The following is a 19689-nucleotide window of genomic DNA, read 5'->3' on the forward strand; positions in this document are numbered from 1 at the left end:
CCCCCCCCCCCCCCCCCCCCCCCCCCCCCCCCCCCCCCCCCCCCCCCCCCCCCCCCCCCCCCCCCCCCCGACCGCGGGTTCTATCTCGCGAGCACGACCTTCATCTCGACGAGGAGAGGAACACATGGAACTGACACACCGAGGGCGATCGGCGCTCGCCGCCGGGCTGGTCGGGGCGCTCGCCGTCTCGACGCTCGCCGCGGCAGTCGCGGCGCCCGCTGCGGCGGACGTCGGTGGACCCACCGACGACGGGCTCGTCGCCTGGTACCCGCTCGACGCCGCGAGCACGACCGGCGGCACGACGGCGAACCTCGCCGAGGGCTCGCCCTTCGGCCCGGCCACCCTGGTGGGCGGCACGGCGACGGCCGACGGCACGAACCTCGACGGGACCGACGACTACGTCGACCTGCCCGACCACCTGCTCGCGGGCCTCACGGACGTCACCGTGAGCCTCGACGTGCTCGTGAGCCAGGACCAGGGCACGCCGTACTTCGTCTACGGGCTCGGGAACACGAGCGGCTCCAACGGCAACGGCTACCTGTTCACGACCGGCAACGCGTACCGCACGTCGATCGCGACGGGGAACTGGTCGACCGAGCAGACCGTGACCAAGGGCGCCAACCTCCAGCGCGGCGTCTGGAAGACGCTCACCTACACGCTCACCGGCACGACGGCGACGCTCTACGAGGACGGCGTGCAGGTCAAGCAGGCCACGAACGTCACGACGGACCCCGGCCAGATCGGCGGGGGGCAGACGACCGCGAACTACGTCGGCCGCTCGCTCTACTCCGGCGACCGCTACCTCAAGGGCCAGGTGCGCGACTTCCGCCTCTACGACCGTGCGCTGAGCGCGGCCGAGGCGGGCGAGCTCGCGGCCCGGACCTCCACGGCCGCCGCGGACGCCGACCTCGCCGCGCTCGACCTCGGCGACACGAGCGCCGTCACCGCCGACCTCGTGCTGCCCACCACGGGCGCGCAGGGCTCGCTCGTCACCTGGACGTCGTCGGACCCGGGCGTCGTCAGCGCCGCGGGCAAGGTCACCCGGCCCGCCGCGGGCGAGGACGACGCGACGGTGACGCTCACCGCGCTCGTCACGCGCGGCGCGGTCGCGCGCACCGCGCAGCTCGAGGTCACCGTCCTCGCGCACCTCGCACCCGCCGAGGCCGTCGCGTGGGACGCGAGCCACGTCGTCGTGCCGCACCTCGACGACGTGCGCGGCAACCTCACGCTGCCCGCCGACGGCGCGAACGGCTCCGTCCTGACCTGGGAGAGCTCCGACCCCGCGGTCGTCTCCGCCACGGGCGAGGTGACGCGGCCCGCGCACGGCGAGCCGGCCGCCGTCGTGCGGCTCACCGTGACCGCGACGAAGGACGGCGCGACCGCGACGCACACCTACGACGCCACGGTCCGCCCGCTGCCCGCCGAGGCCGACTACGAGGGCTACTTCTTCCCGTACTTCGAGGGCGAGAGCACCGCGGACGGCGAGTCCGTGTACTTCAGCGCGAGCAACGGCAACGACCCGCTCGACTGGGTCGAGCTCAACGACGGCGAGCCCGTGCTCACGTCGACGCTCGGGGAGAAGGGCCTGCGGGACCCGTTCATCATCCGCTCGCCCGAGGGCGACCGGTTCTTCCTCCTCGCGACCGACCTGCGCATCTACGGCGGCAACAACTTCGGCAACGCGCAGGAGCGCGGGTCGCGCGCACTGATGATCTGGGAGTCGACCGACCTCGTGCACTGGTCCGACCAGCGCATGGTGACCGTGTCGAGCGCGTACGCGGGCAACACGTGGGCGCCCGAGGCGTTCTGGGACGCCCAGCGCGGCGAGTACATCGTCTACTGGGCCTCGGCGCTCTACCCGACGACGTCGACCGACGGCCGCCGCATCGCCGACTCCTACCAGCGCATGATGTACGCCACGACGCGCGACTTCGTGACGTTCTCCGAGCCGCAGGTGTGGATCGACGAGAAGCGCGGCAACGGGCTCGGGATGATCGACTCGTCGATCGTCGAGCACGACGGCACGTACTACCGGTTCACCAAGGACGAGGCGTACATGATCCCGCGCCTCGAGAAGTCGACGGACCTGCGCTCGACCGACTGGGACCTCGTCGCCGAGAAGATCGGCTACGGCCAGCCCAACCCGTGGGGCGGCACGCTCACCGCGGGCGAGGGGCCGACGGTCTTCAAGTCGAACACCGAGGAGAAGTGGTACCTCTTCGTCGACCAGCCGAGCTACCACGGCGGCCAGGGCTACCTGCCGCTGGAGTCCACCGACCTCGACTCGGGCGTGTGGACGTCCGTCGACGCCCACCTGCCGAGCAGCCCGCGACACGGCACGGTCCTGCCGATCACGGCCGCCGAGCACGCCGCGCTCCTCGCGGCGTACGGCGAGCAGCCGCCGGCGCCCGAGCTCGACCTCGCGGTCGAGGTGACGCCGCGCTGCCTGGCGGGCAAGGCGTACGTCGCGGTCCGCGCGACGAACGGCGAGGACGTCCCCGTCAGGCTGACGCTCACGACGCCGTACGGCGAGAAGACCGTCGCCGACGTGGCGCCGGGCAAGAACGCCTACCAGTCGTTCGCCGCCCGCGCGACGGCGGTCCCGGCCGGGACCGTCACGGTGACCGGCGTGGCGACCCTCGACGGCCGGGAGGTGACGGCCACGCGCGAGGCGACCGTCGACGCGCTCGACTGCGCCTGACCGCCGCACCCGGTCCGGCCTCGGCCGGGCCGGTGGCGCTGGACCCCCGGGTGGTGTGCCGGCACCGCCCGGGTCCGGCTCGGCCCCCGTCGCTCCCCGGAGCGGCGGGGGCCGAGCCGTCCCTGCCCGGCGACGGCGGCGCGACCCGCGGGTGAACAAACTGGACGGGTGTTCAGTTCAGGCGTCCAGGATGGCAGGATGTCCGTGAACTGGACGCCCGTCCAGTCGGGTTCGGGGGCGACCCAGCGGTGCCCGCCCCGGGCCGGACGAAGAGGTTCCCCGCGTGACGACGACCACCCGCAGGCTGCTCGCCGCCCTCGTGCTCGCCGGGTCGCTGGCCCTGCCCGCCGGCACGGCCGCGGCGACGACGGCCGTCGTGTCTCCCGCCACGGCCCCGAGCGCCCTGCCCGCGACGGTCGCCACCTCGGTCCCCGACCCCGCCGACGGTGTGCGCGTCAGCGTCGAGATCACCGAGCGCGACGTGCCGACGGTGCCGCGCGTGGCCGTCGTCGGCTCCGGGCCGTTCGTCGTCGGCGGGAGGCTCGAGCTCCGCGGGACCGGCCTCGCGCCGTCCACCACCTACGAGGTCTGGCTCGAGAGCGATCCGGTGCTCCTCGGGACCGTCACGACGGACGCGGACGGGGCGTTCCTCTTCGTCGTGACGATCCCCGTCGGCACCACCCCGGGCGAGCACCACGTGCGCCTCGTCCCGGTGGGGGGCGGTGCGGACGTGCTGTCCGAGCCGTTCCTCGTGCTCGCCGCACCGGGCGAGCCGCACGAGCCCGGGACGACGACGCCGCCCGGGGCCGGGGGAGCGGGTGGCTCCGGCGGGTCGGCGGCGGGCGGCGGCCCCGGGTCCTCGCGGCCGGGCCTGGCGACGACGGGCACGGGCCTGGGCCTGGTCGCGGCGCTGGCCGGGGCGGCGGTCCTCACCGGGGCGGCGCTGCGCCGTCGGGCGGGCAGGGGCAGCGCGGCCTGAGCCTGCGCTCGGCGGCTCGGCGGCTCGGCGGCTCGGCGGCCCGGCAGCCCGGCGGCCCGGCCCCCGGCTCGCCCGCCGGCCGGACCCGCACCCGCGGCACGCCGCGGGCTCACCCCTCGGGGCGCGGCTCCGCCTCGGCCTCCGGCCGAGAGGCGTCGGCCGGAGGCGTCTCGGCGTCGCGCGCGTCCGCGGCCGCCTCCGCGGCGTCCATCGCCCGGTCGTCGACGACGAGCATCCCCAGCAGCGTCGCGCCGGACACCGCCGCCATGACCACGAACACCGTGCGCAGCCCGAAGAGCTCGCCGAGCAGGCCGCCGACGGCGGCGCCGAGGGGGAGCGTCCCCCACGCGAGGAGCCGGTAGCACGCGTTGAGCCGGCCCAGCAGGGCGTCGGGCGTGATGCGCTGCCGCAGGGAGAGCGTCACGACGTTCCACACGGCGATCCCGGCACCGCCGACGGCGGAGACGGCGCCGATCACCCACGCGTTCGTCGTGACCGCGGGGACGCCGACGAACGCCACCGTCCCGAGGATCGTCAGCGCGAGGGAGCGCGCGCGCCCGATCGTCCCGACGACGCGCTCGGCGACGAACGACCCCGCGAACGCCCCGACCGCCGTCGCCGTGAGGAGCACGCCGTACGCCGGCTCCGACAGGCCCAGGGGCGAGTCGGGGCCGACCGCGTAGAGCACGAACACCGCGAACGCGGCGTTGCTCGCGAAGTTGATGCCGCCGACCATCATCGCGAGGGTGCGCAGGATGCGGTCGTGCCACAGGAAGCGCAGGCCCTCGGCGACGTCGGCGCGCAACGTCGTCCGGGTCGTGCGCACCGTCCGGTACGTGCCGGGCAGCCCGAGCAGCATCACGACGGCGAGCGCCCACAGCGCACCGGGGACGCCGAACGCGAGGGCGGCGCCCGCCGCCACGAGCAGCCCGCCCAGGGGCGGCCCCACGAACTGGTTCGTCGTGAGCTCCGCCGCGTAGAGGCGCCCGTTGGCCCGGGGGAGCGCGGTGCGCGGCACGACCTGCGGGAGGATCGACTGCGCCGAGGTGTCGTACAGCGTCTCGGTGACGCCGACGGCGAAGGCGACGACGTACAGCACGGCGATGCTCCCGGCGTCGGGCATGAGCGCGACGGCCGCGAGCGCGGCCACGAGCACCGCGCGCGCCACGTTCGAGCCGACCATCGCGAGCCGCCGGTCGAGGCGGTCGGCGAGCGCACCCGCGGGCAGCGCGAACAGCAGCCACGGGAGCGTGAGGGCGAACGTGAGCCCGGCGACGAGCGCCGGCGACTCGGTGTACCGGACCGCGACGAGCGGGAGCGCGACCTTGAGCACCCCGTCGGCGAGGTTCGAGACGGCGGACGCGGCCCACAGGCGCCGGAACGGCGCACCGAGCGGTGCGGCGGCGGGGCGTCGGCGCCCGGGTCGAGAGGCCATGGCGCCCAGCATGGCACAGTGATCGAGAAATCCCAATCGATCGAGCGCTCTCGATCGGAGGTCCGTACGATGTCTCCATGACCGCCGAGCCCACTCCGGAGCCCGGGCCGGGGCGCGCCCCGGGTCCGCGTGCTGCCGCCGTCCCGAGCCGTCGCCCGCCCACCGCGCTCGAGGCCAAGGCGCTCGCGCACCCGCTGCGCCAGCGCATCGTGCGGCAGTGCGGCACGCGCGAGATGACGAACAAGGAGCTCGCCGACCACCTCGGCGTCCCGCCGGGCACGGCCCTGCACCACGTCCGGCTGCTCGTGCGGGCCGGGCTGCTCGAGCCCGCCGAGGTCCGCACGGGTGCGGGCGGCGCGCTCGAGCGCCCCTACCGCGCCACGGGCGCCACCTGGTGGCTCGACGACCCGCTGCGCGACGCCGCGCCCGGCGTGCAGTTCGGTCCCGTCGCCGCCGCGCTCGACGACGCCCTGGCCGCCGGGCCCGACGCCGTCACGACCTCCGCCGCGTTCTACCTGCACCTCTCCGACGACGACGTCACCGAGCTCGACCGGCGCATCCTCGCGGTGCTCGACGAGTACGTCGCGACCGACGCGGACCGCCAGGACCGCCCCCTCCACCGAGGCCTCTTCGTCCTGCACCGCCCGCCGCCGGAACCGCCCGCCGTCGGCACCTCCGGCCGCCCTGACCGCCAGCCGTCCTGACCCCGGCCGGCCGACGTCGGTCCGACCGCGCGCGAGAGTTCCGGGCACAGCGGGCCTCCACGCGGCACGACAGCCCCCGGATCCCCCGAGGCACGTCGGCGCCAGGCCGACCAACGCGACCGCCGGACCCGGACCCGACCTCGCGGGCGGTGAACCCGACCCGGCCCGACCCGACCCTCAGGGCCGAGCGGCGAAACGCTCCAGGAGGTCGGCGTGGCCCGACACGATGAGCAGGTCGTTCGCGCTGATCCGGGTCTCCGGCGTCGCGTAGAGGAAGTCCTCGCCGGGCGACTTCACCCCGATCACGGTGACCCCGTACCTCTCGCGCACCTTCGACTGCGCGAGCGTGAACCCCTGCACCTCCTTCGGCGGCCGCATCTTGACGATCGTGAAGCCGTCCTCGACCTCGATGTAGTCGAGCAGCTTCCCGGAGACGAGGTGCGCGACGCGCGACCCCGCGTCGGCCTCGGGGAACACGACGTGGTGCGCGCCGATGCGCTGGAGGATGCGCCCGTGCTCCGCGGAGATCGCCTTGGCCCAGATCTGGGGCGTGCCCATGTCGACGAGGTTGCCGGTGATGAGCACGCTCGCCTCGAGCGACGTGCCGACGCCCACGACCGCGACGGGGAAGTCGCGCGCGCCGAGCTGCTCGAGCGCGACGGGGTTGGAGGCGTCCGCCTCGACGAGCGGGAGCTGCCCGCTCCACTGGGCGACGAGGTCGGGGTCGCGCTCGACGGCGAGCACGTCCTGGCCGAGCCGGTCGAGCGTCGCGGCGATCGCCGTCCCGAAGCGGCCGAGGCCGATGACGAGGACGCCCGCGTCCTTGCGCGGGGCCTTCGCCTCGTCCCGGCGCGCGCGCTCCGCGCGGCCGCGCTCGACGATGCGCTGTGCGACGGGGTCGGAGGGCACGCCTTCCTTCCCGTCGGCGGCGCGGGTGAACGGGTCGGTCACGATGGGGCCTCTCGTCGGTCCGGTGGTGCGGTGTCGGTCGTGTCGGTCAGGTCTCGTGCGGCGGGGCGTCCGGCCCGACGGCGGTCGCACCGCCGGGCGGGGGCGCTCACCCGATGATGGGGCGCTCCTCGGGGTAGCGCACGATGCGGCGGCGGTCGCGGAGCGCGAGCGCGGCGGCGAACGTCATGGTGCCCGTGCGGCCCACGAACATGAGCGCGATGAGGACGTACTTCCCGGCGTCCGGCAGCTCGGGCGTGATGCCGGTCGACAGGCCGACGGTCGCGAACGCCGAGATGGTCTCGAAGAGGATGACGTCGAGGGTCTCGCCGGTGATCTCCAGCAGGAGCAGGCTCGACAGCAGCACCGCGGTCGCGCCGACGAACGACACGGCGACCGCGAGCCGGAGGGTGTCGCGCGGGATGCGCCGCCCGAACGCCTCCATGTCCCGGTCGCCGCGCGCCTCGGACACGATGGCGATGAGCATGACGGCGAGCGTCGTGACCTTGATGCCGCCCGCGGTCGACGCGGAGCCGCCGCCGACGAACATCAGCGCGTCGGTGATGAGCCAGCTCGCCTCGTGCATGCCGCCGGTGTCCACGGTCGAGAAGCCGCCGGAGCGCGGCATGACGCCCGCGAAGAGCGACGCGAGGAGCTTCTCGCCGAGGTCGAGGGGCCCGAGGGTCCGCTGGTTCCCCCACTCGACGGCCGCGAAGAGCACCGTGCCCACGACGACGAGCGCCGCGCTCGTCGTGAGCGTCAGCTTGGTGTGCAGGCTCCACTTGGAGGCGCGGCGGCGGTTGCGCATGACGTTGAGGATCACGGGGAAGCCGAGCGACCCGATGAACACGCCGAGGATGATCGGCAGGCACAGCATCCAGTCGCCGACGTACGGGGCGAGGCCGTGCTCCGTCGGGATGAACCCCGCGTTGTTGAAGGCGGAGATGCCGTAGAAGATGCCGTGCCACGCGGCCTCGCCGAACGTCTCCTCCAGCACGACGAACCGCGGCAGCAGGAGCAGCGCGATGAGGAGCTCGAGCGAGGTCGACGTGATGATGACGACCCGCACGAGCGAGCCGACCTCGCCGAGCCGCGTCGTCTTCGTCTCCGACGCCGTGAGGAGCTTCTGCGTGAGGCCGATGCGCCGGGACACGGCCATGCCGAGGATCGACGCGAGCGTCATGACGCCGAGGCCGCCGATCTTGATGCCGAGCAGGATGACGACCTGCCCGTACCCCGACCAGTACGTCCCCGTGGGGACCACGACGAGACCGGTGACGCACACGGCCGACGTGGCCGTGAAAAACGCGTCGACGAACGGCGCGGACCGGCCGCTCGCCGTCGCCCAGGGCGCCATGAGCAGGGCGGTGAAGACGGCGATGACGGCGGCGAACACGGTGACGGCGAGCCGGGCGGGCGACTGCCGGGCGAGGCGGTCGACGATCTCCCGCCCCCTGAACAGGCGCCCGGTCATGCTCGTCGGCATGGAGCCTCCCTCACCACTCGCGCCACTCTGCCACGGGCCCGGTGGCCCGTCATGTCGCCGCTCCGGCGCCGGGACATCATGCCCGCTCGCGGGCCCGGACGCCGCACCGGGGACCCGGGGAGGCCCGGACCGGCGGTCCCGCGCGGTCCGGCGCGCGGTCGGTGGGGCGGGGGCGCGCCGTCGGGCGTTACCGTGAGCCATGCCCACGACCGACCCGACGTCGTCGCCCGCCCCGACCGGGGCGGCTGCGGCGCCCGGAGCCTGCGTCGTGTGGAGCCCCGAGCTCCTCGGCTACGACTTCGGCCCGGGCCACCCCATGGCGCCGGCCCGGCTCGACCTGACGATGGGGCTCGTGCGCGCCCTCGGCCTGCTCGACGGCGACGCGGACCTGCGCGTCGTGCGGCCCGAGCCCGCGCCCGACGACGTGCTCGAGCTCGTGCACGAGCCCGCCTACGTCGCGGCCGTGCGCGCGGCGTCCGAGCACGGCACGCCCGACCCGGCCCGCGGCCTCGGCACCGAGGACGACCCCGTCTTCCCCGGGATGCACGAGGCGGCCGCGCGGATCGTCGCGGGCTCGTACGAGGCGGCGGGCGAGATCGCCGCGGGCCGCACCCGGCACGCCGTGAACGTCGCGGGCGGCATGCACCACGCGAAGGCGGGTGCGGCGTCGGGCTTCTGCGTCTACAACGACGCGGCCGTCGCGATCCGCCGTCTGCTCGACGACGGCGTCGAGCGCGTCGCGTACGTCGACCTCGACGCCCACCACGGCGACGGCGTGGAGGACGCGTTCTGGGACGACCCGCGCGTCCTCACCGTCTCCGTCCACCAGAGCGGAGCGACGCTCTTCCCCGGGACGGGTCACCCGACCGACCTCGGGGGGCCCGGCGCCGAGGGGTCGGCGGTCAACGTCGCGCTCCCGCGCCGCACCGACGGCGCGCGCTGGCTGCGCGCGGTCGACGCCGTCGTGCCGCCCGTGCTGCGCGCGTTCCGCCCCGAGGTGCTCGTCACCCAGCACGGGTGCGACGCGCACGGCGAGGACCCGTTGTCCGACCTCGACGTGTCCGTCGACGCGCAGCGCACGGCCACGACGTGGATGCACGGGCTCGCGCACGAGCTGACCGACGGGCGGTGGCTCGCGCTGGGCGGGGGCGGGTACGCGATCGCGCGCGTCGTGCCGCTCGTGTGGTCGGCCGTCGTGGGGGAGGTCGTGCACCGGCCCGTCACCGCGGGCGCGCCCCTGCCCGCGGCGTGGCGCGAGCGTGTCGCCGAGGTCGCCGGGTTCGACGCGCCGCTCGCGTTCGGGCCCGAGGTCGAGGTGCGGCGGTGGAGCAGCGGGTACGACCCGGACGACGACGTCGACCGCGCCGTCGCGGCCACGCGCCGGGCCGTCTTCCCGCTGCTCGGCCTCGACGCGCACTTCGACTGAGACGCCCCGCGACCGGTCGCGTACCGGGGCACGGGCGCGAGCGGGTAGGCTAGGGGGCGGATTTCTCTCGTGTTGGTCGGCTTGCGGCGCCCTCGTGGTCGCCGGGGCCCCGATCAACCGTGGACCACCCGCGGCCGGTCGACCGGTCGCCGACCGACACGCCGCTCGAGCATTGCGAGGACCGTATGGGCTCCGTCATCAAGAAGCGCCGCAAGCGCATGGCCAAGAAGAAGCACCGCAAGCTGCTTCGCAAGACGCGTCACCAGCGTCGCAACAAGAAGTGACGTCGCGCGCGTCCTGACGCGCCGACCCGTCGTCGAGCCCGGCCCCTCCCGAGGGACCGGGCTCGACGCGTCTCCGGCGGTCGCCGTCCGCGCCGGCCGGGTCAGAGGCGGGCGATGCGCCGGTCGACGGCGCGGCGCACGGAGCGCAGGACGAGCGCGGCGGCCCAGGCGGCGCCGGCCCAGCTCGCGGTGCGGACGCTGCTGCGCGCGACGCGGCGGCGGCGCCCGCGGAACTCGCGGATGGGCCAGCCGACGTCCTGCGCGTGGCGGCGCAGGCGCGCGTCGGGGTTGATGGGGCACGGGTGCCCCACGGCCTCCATCATCGTCACGTCGTTGAGCGAGTCGCCGTACGCGTACGACGCCTCGAGGTCGATGTCCTCGCGCTCGGCGAGCGCCCGTACCCCGGCGGCCTTGGCGCGGCCGTGCATCATGTCGCCGACGAGCCGTCCCGTGTAGAAGCCGTCCTCGTGCTCCGCGACGGTGCCGAGCGCGCCCGTCGTGCCGAGCCGGCGCGCGATGAGCTCGCCGATCTCGACGGGGGTCGCGGAGACGAGCCACACCTGGTGCCCGGCGGCGAGGTGCTCGTCGAGCAGGCGGCGCGTGCCGGGGTAGATGCGCAGCGACAGGACGGTGTCGTAGACCTCCTCGCCGATCGCGGTGACCTCCGCGACGGAGCGCCCGGCGATGAGGTCCAGGGCGCGCGAGCGGATGCGGTCGATCTGCCGCTTGTTCTCGCCGAACACGAGGTACCGGGCCTGGTGCGCCGCGAACCGCACGATGTCGAGCGTCGAGAAGAACTCGCGCTGGTACAGGGCGCGCGCCAGGTGGAACGACGACGCGCCGCGGATGATCGTGTTGTCGACGTCGAAGAACGCGGCGGTCCGGTGCGGCGGCCCGGGTGCGCGCGCGGGGGCCTCCTCGGGGAGCGTCGGCCGGGAGGTCGGGTCGGGGCCCGGGCCGGGAGACGTCGCCATGCCTCCACTCTAGGCGGTCGGGCTGCCGGGGCCTCGTACCCTGGGAGGCGTGAGCACCCCCGACGCCCCCGCCCCGGTCCTGCTGTTCGGTCGCGCGGGCTGCCACCTGTGCGACGACGCACGGACGGTCGTCGAGGCGGTGTGCCGCGAGGCCGGCGTCGCGTGGGCGGAGGTCGACGTCGACGCGCCGGGCGCGGACCCGGCGCTGCGCGAGCAGTACGGGGAGTACGTGCCGGTCGTCACGGTCGGCGGCGTGCAGCAGGGCTTCTGGCGCGTGGACGCGCGTCGGCTGGCGCGCGCGGTGGCCCGGATTTCGGTGCCGCGCACGGACCTGGGATGATTCCTCCCGGTGGAGCGTGACCGTCGACGAGGACGGTCCCATGGACGACGGAGTGACGGTGGCTGAGCAGGTAGTCGGTGAGGTGACGGCGCCGGGGATCCCGAGCGCGACGGTGGCGCGGCTCCCGTCCTACCTGCGCGCGCTGCGCGACCTCGTGGCGCGGGGCGTCGGGACGACGTCGTCGGTCGAGCTGGCGGAGCTGTCCGGCGTGGGCCCGGCGCAGCTGCGCAAGGACCTGTCGTTCCTCGGCTCGTTCGGCACGCGCGGCGTGGGCTACGACGTCGACTCGCTGGCGCAGTACATCACCGAGGCGCTGGGCCTGGTCGACGAGCACCGGATCGCGATCGTCGGGATCGGCAACCTGGGGCACGCCCTCGCGAACTACTCGGGCTACGAGCAGCGCGGCTTCCACGTCGCGGCGCTGCTCGACGCGTCGCCGGACGTCGTCGGGACGCGGGCCGCGGGCCTCGTCGTCGAGCACGTCGACGCGCTCGAGGAGGTCGTGGAGCGCGAGAAGGTGTCGATCGTCGTCCTCGCGACGCCTGCGGCGCACGCCCAGGCGGTCGCGGACCGCGTGGTCGCGGCCGGGGTGCGCGAGATCCTCAACTTCGCGCCGCGCGCGCTCCAGGTCCCGGCGGACGTCGACGTGCGCGGCGTGGACGTCGGCAGCGAGCTGCAGATCCTCGCGTTCCACTCGCAGGCCCGCGCGCTCGCGGCGTCGCAGGAGCGCTGAGCGGGCCCGGCGCCCGGACCCGGGGACGACGAAGGGCCGCGTGCTCTGCACGCGGCCCCTCGGGGCGGCACCCCTGCCGGTGGGCGCCGGTCTCGCCCGGGACGTGCCCGGGAGGACGGTCAGGCCTGCTTGATGGCCGAGACGTCGAGCGCGATCTTGATCTTGTCGCCGACGAGCACGCCGCCGGTCTCGAGCGCGGCGTTCCAGGTGAGGCCGAACTCCTTGCGCGAGATCTCGGTGGTCGCCTCGAACCCGGCGCGCGGGTTGCCGAACGGGTCGGTCGCGGTGCCCGCGAACTCGGTCTCGAGCTCGACCGGCTTGGTGACGCCGTTGATGGTCAGGTCGCCCGCCACGACGTAGTCGTCGCCGTCGCCCGTGATGCGCGTCGACGTGAACGTCCACGTCGGCTTGTTCTCCGCGTCCCAGAAGTCGGCGCTGCGCAGGTGGTTGTCGCGGTTCTCGTCGCCCGTGCTCACGGACGCGGCGTCGAGCTGGGCGGTCACGGACGTCGACTCGAGGTCGTCGCCCACGGTGATCGTGCCGTCGGTGATCGCGAGGGTGCCGCGGACCTTGGAGATCCCGGCGTGGCGGACGGTGAACGACGCCTGCGAGTGCGACGCGTCGAGGGCGTAGGTACCGGTGGTGAGGCCGGCGGGCAGCGACGAGGCCATGGGTGCTCCTGTGGTGGTCGGGGTCCTGGCGGACCCAAGTGGTTGAAGGTTCAACTTCGGACGAGCGTATCAACAGCACCCCTCGATCCGTCTATTCCCGGTGGGGTGGAACAATGTTCCGCGTCGCCCCGCACCGCCCCCAGCCCCCTCCCGCACCGCCGAGGACCCATGACCAGCAACGACGTCGACACCCCGACGGCGACGACCGTCCGCACCGCGGCAGCCGCCCCGACCGGTGAGCCGCGCTGGCTCGACACCGAGCAGCAGCGCCTGTGGCGCGCCTACCTCGACGGGACCGTGCGCTTCATCGAGGCACTGGGTCGTGACCACGAGGAGCGGTCCGACGTGTCCCTCAACGAGTACGAGCTGCTCGTGCGCCTCTCGGAGAGCCCCGACCACACGCTGCGCATGTCGGCGCTCGCGGACGGTCTCGCCCGCTCGCGCAGCCGCGTGACGCACACCGTCGCGCGCATGGAGGCGCGCGGCCTGGTCCGGCGCTCCGCGAGCTCGGGCGACCGCCGCGGCGTGAACTGCGTGATGACGAGCGAGGGCTACCGCGTGCTCGTCGCGTCGGCGCCCGCGCACGTCGCGGCCGTGCGGCGCTACCTGGTCGACGTGCTCACGCCGGAGCAGTTCCGCGCGCTGGGCGAGGCGATGGCGGCCGTCGCCGAGGCGTGCAAGGCCGACCGCGACACCTGACCGGCCCGTCCCGGCGCGTCCCCGCCCGTCCCGTCCCGCGACGTCGGCCCGCGATGGCGTGCGCTCGCCCCGAGTGCGGGACACTGGTGGGCATGGTCTCCACCATCGTCCACCTCCTGCGCCACGGCGAGGTCCACAACCCCGACGGCGTCCTCTACGGCCGGATCCCCGGCTACCACCTCTCCGAGCGCGGGCACGAGATGGCTCGCCGCGTCGCCGCGCACCTCGCGGGCGAGCCCGGGCCCGACGGCACGTCGCGCCCGCGCGCCGACCTCACGGTCGTCGTGGCCTCGCCGCTGCAGCGCGCGCAGGAGACCGCGACGCCCGCCGCCGAGGCGTTCGGGCTCGAGCTCGGCACGGACGAGCGGCTCATCGAGGCCGCGAACCACTTCGAGGGCAAGACCTTCGGCGTCGGCGACGGCTCGCTGCGGCACCCGCAGCACTGGCCCTACCTGTGGAACCCGTTCCGCCCGTCGTGGGGCGAGCCGTACGTGGAGCAGGTCGCGCGCATGCGGGCCGCCGTCGCCGACGCGCGGGACAAGGCGGCCGGGCACGAGGCGCTGCTCGTCAGCCACCAGCTCCCGGTGTGGCTCACGCGCCTGAGCTTCGAGAACCGCCGGCTCTGGCACGACCCGCGCAAGCGCGAGTGCTCGCTCGCGTCGCTCACGTCCCTGCACTTCGAGGACGACCGCCTGGTCGGCCTGCACTACACCGAGCCGGTCGCGGACCTCCTCCCGGGCGCGGCGACCGTCTCGGGGGCGTGACGTCGGTCATGTCCAGCGCTGTCGCCATGGTCGCCACGCCCGATCTGCACGGTTCGGGCGTGGCGGAGGTCACGTCTCTCAGGTCCCGTTCAGGAAGCGCGGGCAGGGTGCGTCCCGTGATGCCGTCGTGACCGCCGACTCGCGCGCGCGCGCCGCGCGCCAACTCTCCGTCGAGGCGCGGGCCGCTGCCGTGCCGCCGCGCCGACGACCCGTGCGCCGGGCGCTGACGGGCGCCGTCGTGCTCGCCGCGACCCTCGGCCTCGCGGCGTGCGCCGCCCAGGACTCCGGCGCGACGACCGACGTCGTGGGCCAGGGCTTCGTCTCGGGCGACGGGTCGGTCCGCACGTGGGACGCCGACGAGCGCGGCGACGTCGTCGCGCTCACGGGCACGGACTACGAGGGCGAGCAGGTCGACACGAGCGCGTGGCTCGGCGACGTCGTCGTGCTCAACACCTGGTACGCGGCGTGCGCACCGTGCCGGGCCGAGGCGCCCGACCTCGTGGCGCTCGCCAACGACCGCGCCGACGACGGCGTGCAGGTGCTCGGGATCAACACCACCGACGAGGCGGGTGCCGCCCAGGCGTTCCAGCGTCGGTTCGACGTCCCCTACCCGTCGATCGACGACCGCTCCGGCGAGGTCGTCGCGGCGCTCTCGGGCACCGTCCCGCTCCAGGCCGTGCCGTCGACCGTCGTGCTCGACCGCGAGGGCCGTGTCGCGGCGCGCGTCATCGGGCTCGTCGAGGGCTCGACGCTCACCGCCCTGGTCGACGACGTCCTCGCCGAGAGCTGACCGTGCCCGTCCTCGCGCCCCTCGCCGCCGCCGTCCCCGCGGCCGCCGCGTCGAGCATCGGCGACACCTTCGCGACGACCGTGTGGAGCGGCTCGATGCTGCTCGCGGTGCCCGTCGCGCTCATCGCCGGTCTCGTCTCGTTCGCGTCCCCGTGCGTGCTGCCGCTCGTGCCGGGGTACGTCGGCTACGTCTCGGGCATGGCCGCCGCCACCACCGGCGGCGGCGGCGCGTCCGGGGGCACGACGACGGCCACCCGCGTCGCCGCGCCGAGCCGCGGTCGCGTGCTCGCGGGGGTCGGGCTGTTCGTCGCCGGGTTCACGCTCGTGTTCGTGGCGCTCATGTTCGCGGCGGGCGCGATCGGCGTGCACCTGGTCCGCTGGGAGGACGTCATCACGCGCGTGCTCGGCGTGGTCGTGATCCTCATGGGCTTCGCGTTCCTCGGTGCGCTGCCCTTCCTCCAGCGCGAGCGGCGCCTGCACGTGAGCCCGCAGGCCGGGCTGTGGGGGGCGCCGCTGCTCGGCATCGCGTTCGGGCTCGGCTGGACCCCGTGCCTGGGCCCGACGCTCGTCGCCGTCCAGGCCCTGTCGCTCAGCGAGGCGTCGGCAGGGCGCGGCGCGATCCTCGGCGTCGCGTACTGCCTCGGGCTGGGCGTGCCCTTCCTCCTCATCGCGCTCGGGCTGCAGAGCTCGCAGCGCATGCTGGGGTTCCTGCGCCGGCACCGCCTCGCGATCATGCGGATCGGCGGCGGGCTGCTGGTGCTCATCGGTCTGGCGCTGGTCACGGGCCTGTGGACGACGTGGACGACGTCGCTGCAGGGCTGGATCGGCGGATACGTGACGGTGGTGTGAGATGAGCCAGCGGACCGGCGAGCCGGGCGAGACCGAGCAGACCCAGCAGGCGGACGAGGCGGAGAAGACCGTGCGGACGGGCTACCGCCCCGAGGGCATCGACGACGCGTTCTCCGCGGGCGACGGCCCGGGGGACCGGACGCCGTCGGGCGGGAAGGGTGGCGCGCGCGGCGACGGGCCGGCGCTCCCGACGCTCGGGTGGCGCGGCGCGCTGCGCTGGACGTGGCGACAGCTGACGAGCATGCGCGTCGCGCTCATGCTCCTCATGCTGCTCGCGGTCGCCGCGGTGCCCGGGTCCGTCCTGCCGCAGCGCCCGCAGGACCCGGCGGCGGTGCTCCGCTACCTCCAGGAGAACCCCACGACGGGGGAGTGGCTCGACCGCCTCGGCTTCTTCGACGTCTTCTCCTCGGTGTGGTTCTCGGCGATCTACATCCTGCTGTTCGTCTCGCTCGTGGGGTGCATCCTGCCGCGGACGAAGGCGCACTGGCAGGCGCTGCGGTCCCGGCCGCCGCGCACGCCCCGCCGCTTCGACCGGTTCCCCGCGCAGGGCCGCGCCGTCACGGACGCGACGCCCGACGAGGTCGTCGAGGCGGCGAGCTCGCACCTGCGGGGGCGCCTGTCCTGGCTCCCGACCTTCCGCGTCGACACCGGCGCCGAGGACGCGGCGCCCGCGCGCGGGCGCGCCGCCGCCCGGCCCGCCGCCCGGACGGTCTCCGCGGAGCGCGGCTACCTGCGCGAGACCGGGAACCTGCTGTTCCACCTGTCCCTCGTCGGGCTGCTCGTCGCGGTCGCGACCGGCCAGCTCCTGCACTACCGCGGCCAGGCGATCGTCACCGAGGGCCGCGGGTTCGCGAACGCCGTCGTCGACTACGACACGTTCGAGAACGGCGCCTGGTTCCGCCCGTCGTCGCTCGTCCCGTTCTCCATGACGCTCGACGCGTTCGAGTCGGAGTTCGCCGCGGACGCCGCGGCGTTCGCCCAGTCGCGCGACTTCACGGCGTTCGTCACGGTGCGCGACCCCGACGGCGGGACCCACGAGGAGACCATCAAGGTCAACCACCCGCTCACCGCCGGGGGCGCGAAGATCTACCTCCAGGGCAACGGGTTCGCGCCCGAGGTCACGGTGCACGACGCCGACGGCGAGGTCGCGTTCTCGGGCCGCGTGCCGTTCCTCCCGGAGGACACGATGTACACGTCGCGCGGCGTCATCAAGGTGCCCGACGTGTCGGACGGCCTTGACCAGGTCGGTCTCGTCGGGTACTTCCTGCCGACGGCCGAGCTCAGCGCCGACGGCGAGTCCGCGGCGTCGGTGTACCCGCAGCCCATCAACCCGCTCCTCGTGCTCGAGGTGTACCGGGGCGACCTGGGTCTCGACGAGGGCCTGCCGCAGAACGTCTACCGCCTCGACACCGACGACCTCACGCCGTCGGTCGACGAGGACGGCGAGCGCGTGAAGATCCTCGTCGCGCCCGGCGAGACCGTCGACCTCCCGGACGGTCTCGGCACCATCACGTTCGACTCCCTGCCGCGCTACGTGGCCCTCGACCTGCGGCACGACCCGTCGCTGACCTGGGTGCTCGTCTTCTCGCTCGGCGCCCTGCTGGGCCTCGCCGTCTCCCTCTTCACGCCCCGCCGCCGCGTCTGGGTGCGGGCGTGGCGCGAGGAGGTGCCCGGCACGGCCGACGACGACGCGCCGCGCGAGCGGACGGTCGTCGCCGTCGCGGGCCTCGCCCGGGGCGACGACGCCGGGCTCCAGGGCGAGGTCGACTCGCTTCTCGCCGCGCTCCCCGGCGTGGCACCATCGGGTGAGGGCGACCTCACCTCGTCGTCGGGGCGCGCCCCGGCGGACGGCACCCGCCCGACCGGGCGTCCCGCACAGGACCCGACAGCGCGACCGCGCACGAAAGGCTGACCGATGACCCTCGCCGAGCTGAGCCAGGACCTCGTCTGGGCCGCAGCCACCGCGCTGACCCTCGCGCTCGTCGCGTTCGCGATCGACCTCACGCGGCTCGCGGGCCGCGTGGACGTCGAGCAGGCCGACGCGCGCGAGCGCACCACGGACCGCGCCGAGGTGCTCGCCTCCGCCGGTGCCCCGTCGGCGTCCCCCTACGGACCGGACGCCACGGGCACCGCCGCGGGCGCGCCCGCCGCCGACGCGCCGGAGCCGTCGCGCAAGGCGGGCAACATCGGCATCTCGCTGACCTGGCTCGGCACCGCGCTGCTGCTCGTCGCGATCGTCACGCGCGGCGTCGCGGCCGGCCGCACGCCCTGGGCCAACATGTACGAGTTCACGCTCGTCGGCACGTTCGTCGCCCTCGCGGCGTTCCTCGTCGTCTCCCTCAAGCGCGACGTCCGGTTCCTCGGCTCGTTCGTCACGGGGCTCTCGGTCCTGTTCCTCGTGCTCGCCCAGAACGCCTTCTTCGTCGTCGCGACGGGCGTGCAGCCCGCGCTCCAGTCCTACTGGCTCGTCATCCACGTCGGCGTCGCGATCGTCGCGACGGGCATCTTCACCGTCGCGTTCGTGACCTCGGTGCTCCAGCTGCTCCGCGACTCGCGCGACTCGGGCAACGCGTTCCTCGGAGCGCGCGGGTGGCGCTGGCTCGACTCGACGCCCGGCCCGCTGCAGCTCGAGGCGCTGAGCTTCCGCCTCAACGCCGTGGCGTTCGTGCTGTGGACCTTCACGCTCATCGGCGGCGCGATCTGGGCCGAGCACGCGTGGGGCCGCTACTGGGGCTGGGACCCCAAGGAGGTCTGGAGCTTCGTCGTCTGGATCGTCTACGCGGCGTACCTGCACGCGCGCACGACCCGCGGGTGGTCCGGCCGCCGCGCGGCGTACTTCGTGATCGTCGGCTACGCGTGCGTGCTCTTCAACTTCACCGGCGTGAACCTGCTGTTCAACGGCAAGCACTCGTACTCGGGCCTCAACCCGGGCGACTGACCGACCGGCTCCCGCCACCGCGTCGCAGCACGACGAAGGGGGCCGGGTGGTGCGGGCTTCGTGGTGCCGCGGGCCGGGTGGTGCGAGCCGCGTCGTGGCGCGAGCCTGGGGCCCTGCGGGGGCGCCTCAGCGCGTCGCGTCGTCGCCGTCCTCCGAGGGGTTGCTCGCGCCGGGGCGGCGCGCGTCGCCGTCGTCGGTGCGCTCGTCCTCGGGTGTCACGTCCGTGGCCGGGGCGTCGTCGGCGGTCGGCGTCGGGGAGCCGTCGCGGGCCTGGCGGCGCTGCTGCTGCTCGAGGCGCCAGAGGAACTCGGGGTCGTCGTCGGGCGCGACGGGCGCGCTGCGCCGCCGCCGCGTGCCCCCGGCGGCGGAGCCGGGACCGGGGCGACCGGCGGGCCGGGCGCGCGTACCGGACCGCGACGCCGAGCGCTTGACGAGGATCCAGGCGATCGGGCCGAGGAACGGCAGGAGGATGATGAGCACGACCCACAGCCCCTTGGGGATGCCGCCACGTTCGTCCTCGTCGCTCGAGGCGAGGTCGACGAGCGCGTAGACGGCGAGACCGACGGCGAGGAGCGGGAGCAGGACGCGGAGCATGGCTCCAGCCTACGGGCCGTACCCTGGAGTCGTGCCTGTCGTCGTCTACTCCGTCCTGCGTCTGCTGCTCCTCGCCGTCGCGCTCGGCGCCCTCTGGTTCGCCGGCCTCCGCGGCTGGCTGCTCGTGCTCGTCGCCGCCGTCGTCGCGCTCATGCTGTCCTACCTGACGCTGAGCAAGCCCCGCGAGGCGGCCTCGCGGTACCTCGCCGCCCGGGCCGAGCACCGCGCCCGGACGGGCGAGCGCTTCTCCCGCGAGATCGAGGACGACGCGGCGGCCGAGGACGCGGAGGCAGACGCCGACGCCGACGCGACGGGCCGTCCGGGAACCTCCCCGGCGCGCTGACCGGGGGCGTCCCGGCCGGGACGTCCGAGCCG

20 protein-coding genes are annotated in these 19689 nt (G+C 74.8%); 14 read left to right on the forward strand and 6 right to left on the reverse strand.

The features are described from left to right. Positions 1-124: 124 nt before the first annotated feature. On the forward strand, positions 125-2701 hold the full coding sequence (locus tag AC3WT4_RS08195) for an immunoglobulin-like domain-containing protein (RefSeq protein ID WP_492315216.1): 2577 nt from the start codon (positions 125-127) through the stop codon (positions 2699-2701). A gap of 283 nt (positions 2702-2984) precedes the next feature. Beyond that, on the forward strand, positions 2985-3680 hold the full coding sequence (locus AC3WT4_RS08200) for a hypothetical protein (protein WP_492315217.1): 696 nt from the start codon (positions 2985-2987) through the stop codon (positions 3678-3680). A gap of 109 nt (positions 3681-3789) precedes the next feature. Here the strand turns inward: AC3WT4_RS08200 and AC3WT4_RS08205 are convergent, their stop codons facing one another. Further along, positions 3790-5115, reverse strand: a complete 1326-nt coding sequence (locus AC3WT4_RS08205; protein ID WP_492315218.1) for an MFS transporter — start codon at positions 5113-5115, stop codon at positions 3790-3792. A 77-nt stretch (positions 5116-5192) separates the two neighbouring features. Between AC3WT4_RS08205 and AC3WT4_RS08210 the strand changes: the two genes are divergently transcribed. Further along, positions 5193-5819: an ArsR/SmtB family transcription factor gene (locus tag AC3WT4_RS08210; RefSeq protein WP_257418361.1), complete on the forward strand. Its 627-nt coding sequence runs from the start codon at positions 5193-5195 to the stop codon at positions 5817-5819. Positions 5820-5996: 177 nt separating this feature from the next. Here AC3WT4_RS08210 and AC3WT4_RS08215 read toward each other — a convergent pair whose 3' ends face one another. Continuing rightward, on the reverse strand, positions 5997-6701 hold the full coding sequence (locus tag AC3WT4_RS08215) for a potassium channel family protein (RefSeq protein WP_074809337.1): 705 nt from the start codon (positions 6699-6701) through the stop codon (positions 5997-5999). Between the two features lie 175 nt (positions 6702-6876). Continuing rightward, positions 6877-8253 (reverse strand): TrkH family potassium uptake protein, encoded by a 1377-nt coding sequence (locus AC3WT4_RS08220; RefSeq protein ID WP_074808772.1) that lies wholly within the window; start codon positions 8251-8253, stop codon positions 6877-6879. A gap of 199 nt (positions 8254-8452) precedes the next feature. Between AC3WT4_RS08220 and AC3WT4_RS08225 the strand changes: the two genes are divergently transcribed. Beyond that, positions 8453-9679 (forward strand): acetoin utilization protein AcuC, encoded by a 1227-nt coding sequence (locus AC3WT4_RS08225; protein ID WP_492315219.1) that lies wholly within the window; start codon positions 8453-8455, stop codon positions 9677-9679. A gap of 185 nt (positions 9680-9864) precedes the next feature. Next, positions 9865-9963: a 30S ribosomal protein bS22 gene (locus AC3WT4_RS08230; protein ID WP_003792170.1), complete on the forward strand. Its 99-nt coding sequence runs from the start codon at positions 9865-9867 to the stop codon at positions 9961-9963. 101 nt (positions 9964-10064) lie between these two features. Here AC3WT4_RS08230 and AC3WT4_RS08235 read toward each other — a convergent pair whose 3' ends face one another. Next, positions 10065-10937, reverse strand: coding sequence for an HAD family hydrolase (locus AC3WT4_RS08235; protein ID WP_074808776.1), 873 nt, complete (start codon positions 10935-10937; stop codon positions 10065-10067). 49 nt (positions 10938-10986) lie between these two features. On the opposite strand from AC3WT4_RS08235, the gene AC3WT4_RS08240 reads away from it, so the two are divergent. Together AC3WT4_RS08240 and AC3WT4_RS08245 are read left to right on the forward strand one after the other, a co-directional pair. Further along, complete coding sequence (locus tag AC3WT4_RS08240) at positions 10987-11277, forward strand: glutaredoxin family protein (RefSeq protein ID WP_286186289.1); 291 nt, start codon at positions 10987-10989, stop codon at positions 11275-11277. 40 nt (positions 11278-11317) lie between these two features. After that, on the forward strand, positions 11318-12010 hold the full coding sequence (locus tag AC3WT4_RS08245) for a redox-sensing transcriptional repressor Rex (protein WP_074808780.1): 693 nt from the start codon (positions 11318-11320) through the stop codon (positions 12008-12010). A gap of 119 nt (positions 12011-12129) precedes the next feature. On the opposite strand, the gene AC3WT4_RS08250 is transcribed toward AC3WT4_RS08245, so the two are convergent. Beyond that, entirely contained in the window at positions 12130-12681 is a 552-nt protein-coding gene (locus AC3WT4_RS08250; RefSeq protein ID WP_043655749.1) for a YceI family protein, read from the reverse strand. Between the two features lie 168 nt (positions 12682-12849). On the opposite strand from AC3WT4_RS08250, the gene AC3WT4_RS08255 reads away from it, so the two are divergent. The 6 genes from AC3WT4_RS08255 (at position 12850) to ccsB (ending at position 18720) form a co-directional block, all read left to right on the forward strand. Then, positions 12850-13380, forward strand: coding sequence for a MarR family winged helix-turn-helix transcriptional regulator (locus AC3WT4_RS08255; protein WP_074808781.1), 531 nt, complete (start codon positions 12850-12852; stop codon positions 13378-13380). A 92-nt stretch (positions 13381-13472) separates the two neighbouring features. Further along, positions 13473-14144: a histidine phosphatase family protein gene (locus AC3WT4_RS08260; RefSeq protein ID WP_043655743.1), complete on the forward strand. Its 672-nt coding sequence runs from the start codon at positions 13473-13475 to the stop codon at positions 14142-14144. A gap of 211 nt (positions 14145-14355) precedes the next feature. Continuing rightward, positions 14356-14934: a TlpA family protein disulfide reductase gene (locus AC3WT4_RS08265; RefSeq protein ID WP_108051274.1), complete on the forward strand. Its 579-nt coding sequence runs from the start codon at positions 14356-14358 to the stop codon at positions 14932-14934. 56 nt (positions 14935-14990) lie between these two features. Then, positions 14991-15782 (forward strand): cytochrome c biogenesis CcdA family protein, encoded by a 792-nt coding sequence (locus tag AC3WT4_RS08270; protein ID WP_108051276.1) that lies wholly within the window; start codon positions 14991-14993, stop codon positions 15780-15782. A gap of 1 nt (position 15783) precedes the next feature. Beyond that, on the forward strand, positions 15784-17694 hold the full coding sequence (gene resB / locus AC3WT4_RS08275; RefSeq protein WP_175007739.1) for a cytochrome c biogenesis ResB family protein: 1911 nt from the start codon (positions 15784-15786) through the stop codon (positions 17692-17694). A gap of 3 nt (positions 17695-17697) precedes the next feature. Further along, positions 17698-18720 carry a c-type cytochrome biogenesis protein CcsB gene (gene ccsB, locus AC3WT4_RS08280; RefSeq protein WP_074808787.1) on the forward strand — a complete coding sequence of 341 codons (1023 nt, stop codon included), beginning with the start codon at positions 17698-17700 and terminating at the stop codon, positions 18718-18720. Between the two features lie 126 nt (positions 18721-18846). On the opposite strand, the gene AC3WT4_RS08285 is transcribed toward ccsB, so the two are convergent. After that, positions 18847-19314, reverse strand: a complete 468-nt coding sequence (locus AC3WT4_RS08285) for a PLD nuclease N-terminal domain-containing protein (RefSeq protein ID WP_074808789.1) — start codon at positions 19312-19314, stop codon at positions 18847-18849. Positions 19315-19345: 31 nt separating this feature from the next. Here AC3WT4_RS08285 and AC3WT4_RS08290 point away from each other — a divergent pair, with 31 nt between their 5' ends. Further along, complete coding sequence (locus tag AC3WT4_RS08290) at positions 19346-19657, forward strand: DUF4229 domain-containing protein (RefSeq protein ID WP_074808792.1); 312 nt, start codon at positions 19346-19348, stop codon at positions 19655-19657. Positions 19658-19689: the final 32 nt, after the last annotated feature.

The sequence above is a fragment of the Cellulosimicrobium sp. EB106-03-01-XG111 genome (genome assembly GCF_058792115.1).

Excerpts from the sequence above, each read along its gene's own strand:
- AC3WT4_RS08285 (WP_074808789.1), bottom strand. The coding sequence starts at position 19,314 with ATGCTCCGCGTCCTGCTCCCGCTCCTCGCCGTCGGTCTCGCCGTCTAC.
- AC3WT4_RS08255 (WP_074808781.1), top strand. The coding sequence starts at position 12,850 with ATGACCAGCAACGACGTCGACACCCCGACGGCGACGACCGTCCGCACC.
- AC3WT4_RS08195 (WP_492315216.1), top strand. The coding sequence starts at position 125 with ATGGAACTGACACACCGAGGGCGATCGGCGCTCGCCGCCGGGCTGGTC.
- AC3WT4_RS08210 (WP_257418361.1), top strand. The coding sequence starts at position 5,193 with ATGACCGCCGAGCCCACTCCGGAGCCCGGGCCGGGGCGCGCCCCGGGT.
- ccsB (WP_074808787.1), top strand. The coding sequence starts at position 17,698 with ATGACCCTCGCCGAGCTGAGCCAGGACCTCGTCTGGGCCGCAGCCACC.
- AC3WT4_RS08245 (WP_074808780.1), top strand. The coding sequence starts at position 11,318 with ATGGACGACGGAGTGACGGTGGCTGAGCAGGTAGTCGGTGAGGTGACG.
- AC3WT4_RS08230 (WP_003792170.1), top strand. The coding sequence starts at position 9,865 with ATGGGCTCCGTCATCAAGAAGCGCCGCAAGCGCATGGCCAAGAAGAAG.
- AC3WT4_RS08205 (WP_492315218.1), bottom strand. The coding sequence starts at position 5,115 with ATGGCCTCTCGACCCGGGCGCCGACGCCCCGCCGCCGCACCGCTCGGT.
- AC3WT4_RS08220 (WP_074808772.1), bottom strand. The coding sequence starts at position 8,253 with ATGCCGACGAGCATGACCGGGCGCCTGTTCAGGGGGCGGGAGATCGTC.
- resB (WP_175007739.1), top strand. The coding sequence starts at position 15,784 with ATGAGCCAGCGGACCGGCGAGCCGGGCGAGACCGAGCAGACCCAGCAG.
- AC3WT4_RS08225 (WP_492315219.1), top strand. The coding sequence starts at position 8,453 with ATGCCCACGACCGACCCGACGTCGTCGCCCGCCCCGACCGGGGCGGCT.
- AC3WT4_RS08235 (WP_074808776.1), bottom strand. The coding sequence starts at position 10,937 with ATGGCGACGTCTCCCGGCCCGGGCCCCGACCCGACCTCCCGGCCGACG.
- AC3WT4_RS08250 (WP_043655749.1), bottom strand. The coding sequence starts at position 12,681 with ATGGCCTCGTCGCTGCCCGCCGGCCTCACCACCGGTACCTACGCCCTC.
- AC3WT4_RS08260 (WP_043655743.1), top strand. The coding sequence starts at position 13,473 with ATGGTCTCCACCATCGTCCACCTCCTGCGCCACGGCGAGGTCCACAAC.